Annotated in this window: 12 protein-coding genes; 7 read left to right on the top strand and 5 right to left on the bottom strand. The window is 48.7% G+C overall.

Annotated elements, in window-relative coordinates; all coding sequences use genetic code 11:
- Positions 1–7 precede the first annotated feature (7 nt).
- Both M1D71_RS08915 and M1D71_RS08910 read left to right on the top strand, forming a co-directional pair.
- Complete coding sequence (locus M1D71_RS08915) at positions 8–496, top strand: DUF334 domain-containing protein (RefSeq protein WP_145319569.1); 489 nt, start codon at positions 8–10, stop codon at positions 494–496.
- 94 nt (positions 497–590) lie between these two features.
- Positions 591–932 carry a YtpI family protein gene (locus tag M1D71_RS08910; protein WP_458126148.1) on the top strand — a complete coding sequence of 114 codons (342 nt, stop codon included), beginning with the start codon at positions 591–593 and terminating at the stop codon, positions 930–932.
- Between the two features lie 143 nt (positions 933–1,075).
- Here the strand turns inward: M1D71_RS08910 and M1D71_RS08905 are convergent, their stop codons facing one another.
- The 3 genes from M1D71_RS08905 to M1D71_RS08895 all read right to left on the bottom strand — a co-directional run bounded on the left by M1D71_RS08905 (position 1,076) and on the right by M1D71_RS08895 (position 3,385).
- The gene (locus M1D71_RS08905; RefSeq protein ID WP_458126147.1) at positions 1,076–2,410 is read right to left on the bottom strand and encodes a DRTGG domain-containing protein; all 1,335 of its coding nucleotides are present in this window, start codon (positions 2,408–2,410) and stop codon (positions 1,076–1,078) included.
- Between the two features lie 243 nt (positions 2,411–2,653).
- Positions 2,654–2,941 (bottom strand): hypothetical protein, encoded by a 288-nt coding sequence (locus M1D71_RS08900; RefSeq protein ID WP_458126146.1) that lies wholly within the window; start codon positions 2,939–2,941, stop codon positions 2,654–2,656.
- A gap of 96 nt (positions 2,942–3,037) precedes the next feature.
- Positions 3,038–3,385: a YlbF family regulator gene (locus M1D71_RS08895; protein ID WP_169478704.1), complete on the bottom strand. Its 348-nt coding sequence runs from the start codon at positions 3,383–3,385 to the stop codon at positions 3,038–3,040.
- A 236-nt stretch (positions 3,386–3,621) separates the two neighbouring features.
- Between M1D71_RS08895 and M1D71_RS08890 the strand changes: the two genes are divergently transcribed.
- The 5 genes from M1D71_RS08890 to M1D71_RS08870 are packed head-to-tail and all read left to right on the top strand — an operon-like array spanning position 3,622 to position 9,967.
- Entirely contained in the window at positions 3,622–4,989 is a 1,368-nt protein-coding gene (locus M1D71_RS08890; protein ID WP_458126145.1) for a YheC/YheD family endospore coat-associated protein, read from the top strand.
- 32 nt (positions 4,990–5,021) lie between these two features.
- Positions 5,022–6,212, top strand: a complete 1,191-nt coding sequence (locus tag M1D71_RS08885; RefSeq protein ID WP_458126144.1) for a YheC/YheD family endospore coat-associated protein — start codon at positions 5,022–5,024, stop codon at positions 6,210–6,212.
- Positions 6,213–6,272: 60 nt separating this feature from the next.
- Complete coding sequence (locus M1D71_RS08880; RefSeq protein ID WP_458126143.1) at positions 6,273–7,646, top strand: YheC/YheD family endospore coat-associated protein; 1,374 nt, start codon at positions 6,273–6,275, stop codon at positions 7,644–7,646.
- Positions 7,646–8,752 carry a YheC/YheD family endospore coat-associated protein gene (locus tag M1D71_RS08875; protein ID WP_458126142.1) on the top strand — a complete coding sequence of 369 codons (1,107 nt, stop codon included), beginning with the start codon at positions 7,646–7,648 and terminating at the stop codon, positions 8,750–8,752. Before M1D71_RS08880 ends, M1D71_RS08875 begins: the two co-directional genes overlap by 1 nt.
- 36 nt (positions 8,753–8,788) lie before the next feature.
- Entirely contained in the window at positions 8,789–9,967 is a 1,179-nt protein-coding gene (locus M1D71_RS08870; RefSeq protein WP_458126141.1) for a YheC/YheD family endospore coat-associated protein, read from the top strand.
- Positions 9,968–10,064: 97 nt separating this feature from the next.
- Here M1D71_RS08870 and M1D71_RS08865 read toward each other — a convergent pair whose 3' ends face one another.
- Both M1D71_RS08865 and M1D71_RS08860 read right to left on the bottom strand, forming a co-directional pair.
- Positions 10,065–10,751, bottom strand: coding sequence for an HAD family hydrolase (locus tag M1D71_RS08865; protein ID WP_458126140.1), 687 nt, complete (start codon positions 10,749–10,751; stop codon positions 10,065–10,067).
- A 323-nt stretch (positions 10,752–11,074) separates the two neighbouring features.
- Complete coding sequence (locus M1D71_RS08860; protein WP_458126139.1) at positions 11,075–12,046, bottom strand: Gfo/Idh/MocA family protein; 972 nt, start codon at positions 12,044–12,046, stop codon at positions 11,075–11,077.
- Between the last annotated feature and the right edge of the window lie 275 nt (positions 12,047–12,321).

The following is a 12,321-nucleotide window of genomic DNA, read 5'->3' as shown; positions in this document are numbered from 1 at the left end:
AGCGTTCATGAGAATTCCGCCATTCTCCCGTTACCGCCCGCTGATGCGAATGACCGCTGTATTTGTTCTGGGAATGATCGCTGGATGTGTCGTCTACAATGGTGTATTTCACCTGAGTTACAATGCGTTGTGGCTGAACAATCAGGAGCTGCAGCTTCAGCTGCATCAGAATGAGGAGGATATCAAAACGCTGAAAAAATACAGTAAACGCCAAACCGTTATCAAGGAAATCAAGGTCCGTGCAGAAGAATCCGATAAGGGCCCGGACGAGGCTTCTCTGAAAGTGATGTTACAGAAGCTCGGGGACGAACTTGAGGTACTTCGGGGCAGAGATGTATTCAACATCGACGAGTATAGCAAAATGACGCGAATCATGCTGAATCAGAAAGTATATACGGTCCGGGAAAAAGAGTATACCGTTCAGGTTAAAACGATGCTGGTTATGGAAGGCGTGCTGCAAGTATGGGTACAGATTCGCCTGCACGTTCCTGCATAATGATGGGATAATAGCAAAAAAACTGCCCTTGTCCCCATCACTGCATGGTACAATAAGGGCAGTAAAAGCTTTCCAGAAAAGGAGCTGCGTCTTGGTGTTCATCGATGTACTCAAATATGCTCTGATCGCTATCTTTGCTGTTGCCATGGTCTTTGCCGCACTGAACAGCATTCGTTCACGCAGAACCTCGGATGCCGCCAGCGCTGGTCTTTACCGCTCTTGGACGAATATCTGGATGGGAGGCATGCTTATTATCCTTGCCCTGATCCTGATGTTTGTCTTCACGGGTTCTACCGTATCTGTCATTGTGGAAGCGCTATTTCTAATTATGGGGGCATACAATGTATTCGCTGGAATACGCAACCGCAGTTATTATGCCCGGCTTCAACAACGTTCGCAGAATGAAACGAGCAAAACCTCAGGACAATCTGCATGATTCACTAGAACCTTATCGTTGTGTAAAAAAAGAGAGTACTTCCCTACACCAGACGAAGACTGAACACGCACTTAAGCGGAATCAGCAGATCTTCTCGGGTTAGGGGGTACTCTCTTGCACTATGCCTGGGGTAATTCCCCTTGTTAGGCATGGTCAATGGATTGCAATGTCATGACCGCTTTACATACCACACTGCCTTCGCGGGTAACCACAATGTCCATCTTGCACGTTCGACGGCTGGTTTCCAGAATAACCGGTCGAACCAGAATCTGATCTTCAATCTGCACCGGTCGCACAAAATAAGTCGTCACATTATCCACCACATGGTCGTTCCCTGTAACATCCCAGGCTGCCCGCCGGCCAGCCTGGGTCATCACATTCAAGAGGACACCTTCCGAAATCGTGCCCAGGTCCGTCGCCATCTGTGGGATGATGAATCCGTGAAATAACAGTTCGTTCTGTTCTCCGCGTTCCTCGGCAAACCCATTCCAGATCAGATGATCAAACGTCTCTCCCAGTTGGGGCTGCTTCTGGGCATCTCTCATGGCCTGCAGCACTTCCTTGCGTGTGACGGACGCAATCAGTTTGCGGTTACGATCCACGATGGGCAGAAAGTCGATGCCTTCCCACGTCATGATCTGGGCAGCAGAAGCGAGAGAGGTCTGCAGTGAGGCCGTAATCGGGCGGCGTATCACGCATTTCTCAATACTCTGATCTGACGTAAGCTCACTGACATCCTTAAGACTTACGATTCCGATGACCCGGTTCCATTCATCCACGACCGGGAAGCGGTGTTCACCCGTCTCCGACACCAGCATATGAAAATCTGCGGCTGAACTGGTGACCTTCAACACCTGCAGGCGTGGTTTCTGACCGATAATATCTTCAACAAGCATAATTTTTTTCTTAATCAACCGGTCGAAGATCGCACGGTTAATCATTGAAGCCACCGTGAATGTATCATGTCTGGATGAAATAATCGGTAGCCCAAGCTCATCAGCCATGATTCTCACTTCACGACTTGTCCCGAAGCCACCTGTAATCAACACGCCAGCTCCCTGTTCGAGGGCAAGCGAGTGAGCATCTTCCCGGTTACCCACAATCAGTAAACTTCCAGCATCAATATAACGGGCCATGGCCTGTTCTTTCATCGCACCGATCACATACTTGTGCAGTGGTTTGGCAAGGCCATCGTTTCCACCTAGTACATGGCCCTCCACAATGGTCACGACATCAGCAAAGGTCAACTGTTCCGACATGCCCCGAGGTCTCTTCTCGATCCGCACGGTTCCAATTCGTTCCTTGGTCACCACCAGCCCGAAGTTCTCTGCCTCTTTCACCGCACGATAAGCTGTCCCTTCACTTACACCCAGCTCTCGCGCAAGTCCACGTACCGATATTTTACTGCCAACTTTAAGTTGTTCAATATGTTGAAGTAACTGTTCATGCTTCGTTACGTTCTCTTCCTGTCCGTCCATCTGTACCACCCCCGAAGATGCATCTGTACTATACTGTACCTATTATAACACGCCGTTAGAAAAATAACCCCATCTCCTATCCCATTCTTATCGGGAAATGGGCCGCTTGGATTCAATCTTCCGATTTATCCCTGATCCTTGTATGTACCAAAAAGACCGGCCCCTTATTGCAAGGGAATCCGGTCTTGTTCCAGAGACAGAACCAACTCTGTTGGTCCTGGCATACGGATTGAATTCTATCCTTTATACAGACTTGCTCCGCTCCTGCTTGTCCATCAGTTTCATTTCCCACTGCCGCAGCTTCGCCCGACGAACGGCTTCCAGCGCACGCTTCTTCTCCTCATCCACACCGAGAATAAAATGCAGATGTGCGCCAACGATTAATAAAGAGAACAGCACCCATACGATGCCAAAAATATTAACCCAGTCCATTCCTCCAGCAAAGGAAATCCGCGGCAGTGCAATAACCAGCATCGACAACGCGATAAGCAGATAGATCACATGTTTTGCTTTTTTCAACCTCTTCACCATTCACAGCTCCTTCGTTCTTGATCGACTCTATATGTCTAGTCTATGAACGATAAGGAGGTAATATGAAAGGTTCAGTAAGAAAAGCAAGACAAGCGTTTATGCTTCTGCGCCACCATACAGATGACCCAGGCTGTCTGCGATAATTTTGTTCACGTCTTCAATGATCACACTGAGACGACGCTCGGCATCAAACAAACGACGGATGTTCAGATTTAAGCTCAGTACTTCAAACAATTTTTCCATTTTCTCCATCTCATCCGGAGCCGGCATATCCCCGCTCATCATACGTTGTTGCAATTCCATTTGTTGATCACGGAAGTTATCCAGCATTGCTTTTGCATCCGGATCAGTTTCAATCAGCTTCATCGCGGAAGTAATCTCTTCCACCTCGCTGCTTTCTCTCAGTGCTTTGGCCAAATCATTGGCTTTGTCATAAATGTTCACTATTATTCCTCCTCAGATTGGTTTGTTCATCCGTGTTAATACACGCTTTTCTCCGCTGTCAAACAAGGACGATCTGAAACAGGCCATCGATAACCTGCTTCGAATCAAATGCATTTAATCCATATAGGTCAATCACCAAGGGTTATATGTCCTCATATGATGAAGCACATGCCATGTTCAGATGCCGTTCAACTTCGAGATTAGACATCAAGTTGCCGCCCGGAAGGAGATCCGTGATGTCCACTAAAAAAGTAACGATTCAGGTTACCGGCTCGGGCATCCTGCAGGACGACGTCATCATGCTGGGCGAAGGGGTACTCAAGGCGCTCAAAATCCCTTCAGGAAGGCCGCTTCAGCTGCAATTTGGCTCTTTCCGCCGAGAAGTCACTGTCATTCCGGTACCAAGGTATGACGGCCTGCGCATCAATCAGACGGTTGCCAGCAAGACCGGTCTAGTTCCACGTTCGGTCCTGAGGGTATCCTATCGTTCAACCAGCCGTACGCTTCGCCTTGGACCCTACATCAGTGTTCTGGTTAGCCAGGATTATCCCGATCAGCCCGATCGGCCCTTTGGCTCCATCACGATGTTCTGTCAAGAACTGGTGAACGCCTGCCGTAAGCAGGGCGCCTATGTATCCTTTTTCACACCGGAGGATATTGGAGCGGTAACGGGTTATATGAAAGGCTGGGTGTATGATGACGGCTGGAAAAAGACTGTTCTGCCTGTAGCAGACGTCGTCAATAACCGGCTAACGTCCCGCAAGCTTGAGAACAAACCTAGCGTACAGCATTTTATGAAAGAAGTAAAATCGCTCTACGGCACGCAAACCTTCAACGAAAAGTTTCTGGACAAAAACGAAGTATTTGATGCACTCAAGTCCATTTCAACGCTTAAACGAGTTCTTCCCGAGTCGCATTTGCTCAAGACATCCACCATGCTCAAGACGATGTGCAATCGACATCCGGTTGTGTTTCTCAAGCCAGTACGTGGTTCATTGGGCAAAGGCATCATCCGGGTCTCACGTCAGACGGACGGAAGTTTCCTGACTCTGGCGACTGGTGTCGGGGGTACCCGGAAACAAACGTATGCTTCTCTGGATAAACTGTATGCCAGTATGTCTGGGAAAATGAAAACAACGCGTTACCAGATCCAGCAAGGGCTGACTCTCATTGATCACAGTGGCAGACCCGTGGATTTCCGTGCGCTCGTGCAAAAAAACCGCACGGGAAAATGGAGTGTAACCTCCATCGTAGCCCGGATTGCTGGTGGGAGTCACTACGTATCCAATCTGGCACGCGGTGGAAGTCTCAGCACCGTCAAGGAAGCTGTTGCCAAAACACAGTTGTCCGGATCTGCCAAAGCTTCCGCATATGCAGGATTGCACACCGCAGCACTGGATATCGCAAAAGGGATCGAGAGTGCCATCCCTGCCCACTTTGGAGAACTTGGTATTGATCTGGCCCTGGACTCCACTGGACGCGTATGGCTGCTCGAAGTCAACTCGAAACCTTCCAAGAATGATAATACACCACTGAGTGAGAGCAAGATTCGTCCTTCCGTCAAAGCCATGCTTGAATACTCTACATTCTTGGCCGGGTTTTGAAAAGTTCTCCCATTGAAGAGAGGTGCAGCGTAATGTTTCCATCATCTCAGACCAAGACACTGGCCATTCTGGTACGTGCAACCGAAGGCTCGCCTCCCTTTACGGATGAACTTTTCTGCCGTCGTCTCAGTGTGGGAAGTATGCGATATGCCCTTCAGGTTATTGTGATCCCGATATCGGTTGATGCAGACCATCCCCCTCTTCAATGGGGATATGCCTATCACCAAGGGAAGTGGAAGGCGGTCCCTATTCCTGCACTCGACCTTATCATGGATCGTTGTCTTCGCCCCCTCCCCAGGAGCGTCAGACAACAGATTGAGAAACGGGTATCCGCCAATGGTTCGTATAAACACCGTTATTGGTCCGCTTCCCTGCCAGGAAAATGGGAGGTACATCGGGTGCTGTCCCGGAATGCTGAATTGCGGGCACGCCTTGCGCCCACAACCCGGATCGGATTGCATATCCCCTGGGAAACATGGCTGGAACGCTGGCCCATGGGACTGTTCTTCAAACCTCTTTCAGGGACGCATGGCAAGAATACCTTTCGCCTGTCTCACGGCGCGATTCCATCAACCTGGATCGTGGAGGGTCGCAACGCGAACAATGAGCACTTTTATCTTACATTTAATCATACCCAGGCCGTATCTTCCTGGCTGGAATTACAGCAAGCTGAGCGCAAGATGATCGTACAGCCGTATCTGGAGCTTAGCCATCAAGGAAGAGCGTTCGACATAAGGGCTCTTATGCAAAAGAACGGGCAAGGTCGCTGGACGCTTACCGGATGTATGGTGCGAGAGGGACCCGAGGGTTCGCTTACGTCCAATCTTCACGGAGGAGGTAGAGCCTACCCTGCCCACGCATATCTGCTCCAGCGATATGGAACAGTTCGCACGGAAGCTCTGCTGAAGAACATCCGGCAGACTGCCGCTCTTATCCCCAACCTGCTGGAGAACCGTTTCGGCAGACTAGCCGAATTGGGACTTGATTTCGGAGCAGATGCAGAGGGCAAACTCTGGCTGATCGAAGTCAACTCCAAACCAGGCCGTGCCTCATTCGCAGAAGCGGGCGACCAACGCATGCACGTCCTGACTTATACCCGGCCGCTTGCCTATGCCCGTTATCTGTTACAACAACATGTTCTCACGGACGTCATTCGTCCAATGAAAATGCCGAATACATCCAGCAAAGCTGGCCTGAAACCCATCCCGATTCACGGCGGCTGAGGCCCGCAGCGCCCGCTTGCCATGGAGCACAAGGATCTTTTCAGGATAGGAGGATAAATCATGAGTTTGACCTTTTGCAACCTGCATTTCACCAAGCAACCGGATAAAGTGGTTTATGTATCCAACGCTTTAATGAAGAGCCTCAACCTGTCCGGCAAAAAAACGGTGCACCTTCGCTTCGGGCGTGACCGGGTGCCTGCAACGATCAAACCAATCAAAAAAGCAGGTAAACATCTCTATCTCGCTACAGGCATACGCAATCTGATGAACGTTCCCAAACGGGGCAGCATTTATCTCCGGAACTTGCAAAATGATGAGGTCCAGTTAGGTCCACTGATCGGTGTGCTTTCTGATGGACCTTCAACAATCTCCAACCCCTTCGGGTCCCGTACAGGTTTTATTAAACAGTTACTCCGTGAAGGTAGCCGTAAATCCTACATTTACGCCTTTACTCCTCGGGATATCAATTGGCAGAACGAGACCGTATCCGGTTTTTTCCTGAATGATAACGGAAGCTTCACACGCAAAACAGTACCTCTGCCTGATGTTGTCTACAACCGATTGCCGAGCAGGCGCTCAGACTTCTCACCAGCGATCAACCAGCTGCGGGAACGATTCATCCGCCGGAAAATTCCGTTCTTCAACTGGAGCTTCTTCAACAAGTCTGATATCTATACTTTGCTGGAAAACGAGCCAACAGCAGGACGGTACATTCCTGAATCGATTACCAATCCGTCGGTGGAACAGATGAAAGAAATGCTGGAACGCCATCAGTTTGTCTACTATAAGCCTACTGCCGGAAGTCTGGGGAACGGGATCTATCGCCTGACCTATTCGCCCAAACGTGGATATTTCGCACGTTATCGTAAAAAAGGCGGCAACGCACTCCTGCGCTTCGGATCTTTCAATAGTCTGATGCGTATGCTTCAGGGAAGACATGGTAGACAACTTCGCGGATATGTCGTTCAGCAGGGAATACGGTTGATTGAGATTGATGAATGTCCAATTGATTTTCGTTTTCACATGCACAAAAATGGTAACAATCAATGGGTTGTTGTCGGGATTGGCGCCAAGAAAGCAGGGCGTGGCAGCGTCACAACACACATCAAAAATGGTGGCTCCCTAATGACTCCTGAGCAGGCGCTCAGTCGCAACTTCGGCGATCGTGCGGGAGAAGTTCTTCAACATGCCAAGTCCGTCGCTATTACACTGGCCCAGGCGATTGAAACTCAGCACCAGCATCTGATTGGTGAGATTGGCTTTGATCTGGGCATTGATCAGGAGGAACATGTATGGATGTTCGAAGCGAACGCCAAACCCGGGCGCTCCATTTTCCGTCACCCTTCACTCCGGGTGGAGGGAAAATCGTCGGTGGAGCACATTTTGGAACACTGCCTGTATTTGAGCAAGTTCCGGAAGAAGGAAGGCATTTGATGAGCCTTCATGATGATTTCAAACCTGTCATTGCTGTTTTGACCATGCATGATAATCAGCGGATATTCAGGGGGAATCTTCAAAATTTTCAGGATATTGTGCAGACTGGCGAGAGTATGGGATATGTGGTCTACGTTGTAACTGTGCGGGATCTGGATGTAAGTGGTCCCACCGTAAAAGGATATACGTACAACAAGGGGAGTGGAAAGTGGGTTTCACAGCCTTTCCCCCTTCCCCATGTGCTTTACAATCGTATTCCTAACCGGGAAGACGAAAGAAAGCCTTCCGTTCAACGCAAAATTGACGAATGCATGCAATCGGGAATCGAACTGTATAACCCATTCTTTTTCAATAAATGGAATCTGTTCGAATGGCTCAAGAAATCCAAATCGACTCAACAATTAATCCCCCATACCCGGCGAATGCGCAGCGCTTCTTCTCTGGGTGCCGTTCTGCGGACACATCCCTATCTGTACCTTAAACCCGAGAGCGGCAAAGCTGGCAAAGGAATCATGATGCTTAAATTCCAGGAAAAAGAGCGCCTTCCCTATCGGCTGAAAATACAGACTACACGGAAAAGCACGACTTATAAGACCGCTACACTCGCCAAGTTATGGGCACGAATTCGCAAAGAAACCGGACATACGCCCTATATCATGCAACAAGGCATTGAACTGGCCTCCTCTCGTAAACGTCCCTTCGATCTGCGTGTTCTTGTACAAAAGAACAGCAAGGGTCAGTGGAGCGTAACCGGTGTAGGTGCCAGACTTGCTGGCTCCCGCAGCATTACAACTCATGTGCCGCGCGGTGGTAGCGTAGAGGATCCGGAGAAGCTGCTGACTGAGCTTTTTGGAGAAGAAATGACAACCACCCTGATGAAACGTGTGAAATCCACTTCATTGATGATCGCAAGACAGGTGGAACGAGGATCGGGTTACACGCTCGGAGAAATGTCCATGGACCTGGGCATTGATGACCTGGGGGAAATCTGGTTCTTTGAAGCCAATGCGAAGCCCATGAAGTTCGATGAACCACAGATCAGACGGCGGTCACTGGAACGCATATTTCATTACAGCGCCTATCTTGCCCGTCAGTCCAAACGATGATAGACAGGAATACTTGCAAAAAGAAGGTGATTGTTTGTGTCCTCACCTGTTCTGGGCATCATGACGTTGTACTTGAATGAACATCGCGCTCTTGAAGAACGAAGCATCTATCGCAGAATGATTCTTGAGGGGCGCAAGCGGGGACTCGATATCTATGTGTTCACACCTGCCGACGTACACCCGGGGGGCAAACAGATTGAAGCGATGGTTTTTCATGAGGGAAAAGGCTGGTCACGGGAATGGCGATCATTCCCGGATCTGATCTTTGATCGCTGCCGGATTCAACGCAACCGCAGATTCCAGCAACTTCTTGTGTTTCGTGAAAAGTATGGGCATCTGCTCTTTCTGAACAGGCCGCTGCGCAATAAATGGACCATTCATCAGACCCTTTCGGAAAAAGCCAACTTTCGTGAACATCTGCCAGAAACGGTGTTATTTCAGGATATGTCTGATGTGAACCGGATGCTTAAAGCGTCTTCTCTCGTCTACCTGAAACCAATTAACGGAACTGGCGGACGTGGTATTCTGCGTGTTGAACGCAGCAGTAGCGAGGCCAATACGGTGCTTGTACAGGGACGGGATCAGAAGCGTCGTATTATCACGCCACGCAAAGTCCATTTATCACGTCTCGGGGCACTGCTCCAGCACTGGAATATGAAAGACAAATATCTTGTGCAGAAGGGCATTCAACTTCAGCTTCCGAATGGACGTGTGCATGATTACCGCATGCTCGTTCAGAAGAACGGTGAAGGACAATGGGAGCTTACCGGATGTGCAGGACGCATGGGTGCAGAGAAAAGTGTAACTTCCAATCTGCATGGCGGCGGTCAGGCTGTAGCCATGCATCGACTCATGAAACAATGGATTGCTGATGAGGAGCTCCGCGCAGAAATTAACACAACTGCAGAGAAATTCGGCATAGATGTCGCTTCGTTTCTGGAAGATACGTATGGGGACTTATGCGAGTTGGCACTGGATTTGGCAATTGACAAAAGCGGACGGATTTACTTGCTCGAAGTTAATCCCAAGCCTGCACGTGAAGTATTCGCTCGCATTGGTGAGCGGGATATCTATTATAAGGCCATTACTCAGCCGCTGGACTATGCCTTATGGGTGTACCGCAACCAGGCCAGTCGCCCGGTCAAAAAAATTAGAACCACCCGGCTTGCAAGCAACAGAACATCTGCATTGAAGAAGGCACGCAAAAAAAGATGATCTGTTGATCACGAATAAAAAGAGCGCCCAACCCTCTGACACATCTCGGGGTTGGGCGCTCTCGTATGATTGCTGACATTCTTAATCGTTGACTGGCTTATTCTGCTTCATCATACAGACGTAGCAATTCTGTAAAATCAGAGATCAGCGCATCCGAGCCTGCCAGCTCTTCATCACGACCAAATCCTGCATAGGCACAGCCGATGACCGTCTGACCGTTCATTTTACCAGCTTCCACATCAGAGGAGCGATCTCCTACCATCCAGGCGTCCTGAATTCGATGCTTCTCCAGCAGGATCTGCACCAGATTGATCTTCGAGGGAGTCTTGTATTGGCCTGCACTATATACGCCTTCAAAGAAAGGCATAATCTCGTGTGCAAACGCAACACCCTTGACATAGTCCTCCAGCCCATTACTTGCAACAAACAGCCGCACTCCTTGGTCTTTCAATGCTTGCAGCGTTTCTTTCACCCCTGGATATAATTGGGAGCTGCCTTGATCAAGCCCCTCAATCTCCAGTTGAAGCAGCAGTTCGTCTGCACGACGATGTGCCGCTTCCGAAGCCTCAGGCATAACGACTTTCCATATATCTTCGAGCAACATGCCCAAGCTTCCGAGCATCCGTTCCTCTGGTGGAGTTTCTCCTTCAAAATGCCCTTCGGCACGCAATGTATCAAATAATTGCTGGTAGGCTGGCAACAACAAGGTTTCTGTCTGGAACAGCGTACCATCCATGTCAAAAATCATCGCTTCCGGTTTGAGCAATACTGTCTCTTTGGTCATGTCCAATGTTCCTTTCGGATTGGGATATATATATGTACTTAGAATCGTTCTCTTTCCATGATAAACATAACGTTTGAACGTGTAAACCAACGATTGTAAAACATCGACACATTCAAGCAGTTGAATGAAATGTCTGATTCGCTTGATCAGCTGGTTAAGCGATTCAAGCTTGCGTAACCCGACTCAACTTACTGATGGAGCATCTTTATATTTATATCCTGTGCGCATATATCAAAGGAAAGAAGCATCGCGGACAGGCTCACATGAGCCTCTTCGATGCTTCTTGGTGTTAAGGAGAGCTGATTCAATTAGAGTTCCTTTTCTTATCCTGATTGTTCCGTATTCCGCAAAGCTTCAAGCACAAGCTGAGCCTGATACCCATCGTTAAAGTCATATATCTTAGCTGGTTTGCCTTGTATTCGGGCAATGACATGTTTAAGTACAGGCAGTTCACTGGCGGATTCAAGCACTTCCACTGGAGATAGTGGCTGCCCCACCAGGCCAGTCTTCAATTCTTCCCAATTTTCCAGGGCAATCGTGCCTTTCGTGCCGTACACCACCATGGATACACGTTCTTCCCCCGCAAATTGAGAGATGCCGTTTAGCTGAATTCGGGTTCCGTCTTCCAGCTTCAAAGCAGCCTGTACTTCAAGTTCACAATCTCCATTCTCAGGGTATTGAACCTGAGTGCTCACTACCCGGATGGCACCAAACACCTTTTGAATCATATGAATCCAGTGAATCCCCACTTCAAGGATAAATCCACCCTGTTCCCGGCTCGTAATCCATGCATTCTGTTGCCATGATCGTGGCCACTGCGGAAATTGCAGAATCAGATCTATTTTGCGAATCGCACCCACAGTACCCTGCTCGATCATCTCTTGCAACTTCAGCACTGAAGGTTCATGCGGCATAGAGAAATGGATGGCATGAACGACACCCGCCTGTTGCGCTGCATCCAGCATCTCTTTGGCTTCTACTACACTATTGGCAAGCGGTTTCTCGCAGAATACATGAATTTTGCGCTCCAGCGCTTCCATGACAACCGGATAATGAAATTTCGGTGGAACTGCAATATACAGCAGATCAATCTGATGTTCGTCCATGAGTTGCTTGTAATCCGTATACGTCCTAATCCCAGCATGGGAAGCTGCAAAAGCCGCCAAACTTTCCTCATTCGCATCACACACTGCAACAATCTCAATCTTCGTGTCCATCTTCGTATTCTCGACTTGATGAACCATATGTAATCCCATTTTACCCAGCCCAATCAGAGCCATCTTAATCACTGTCATTCCATTCACCCCAATCCATTCCAGTATAGCAGAAAGCAAAGTATTGCCAACGCTATACACGAATGCGAAAAAGAGATGTCCCTCTTGCTGCCATGTCATTTTCCAGACTGAAAACCACCATTTCCAGACATTATTTTACATAATTTGTATCTCAACTTTGAATGGGTAATTTGTTGCAGGAGTATATAACCATTTACTTTTGCTTTAACCAGCAACACTTTAAGCGCTACCAACTTAAGAATTGGGAGATTTGACTTATAAAATAGGTTGACAAA

This window comes from Paenibacillus sp. Z3-2 (assembly GCF_054161325.1).
The sequence above is the reverse complement of the archived record's forward strand: the minus strand, read 5'-3'. Positions and strand labels throughout refer to the sequence as shown.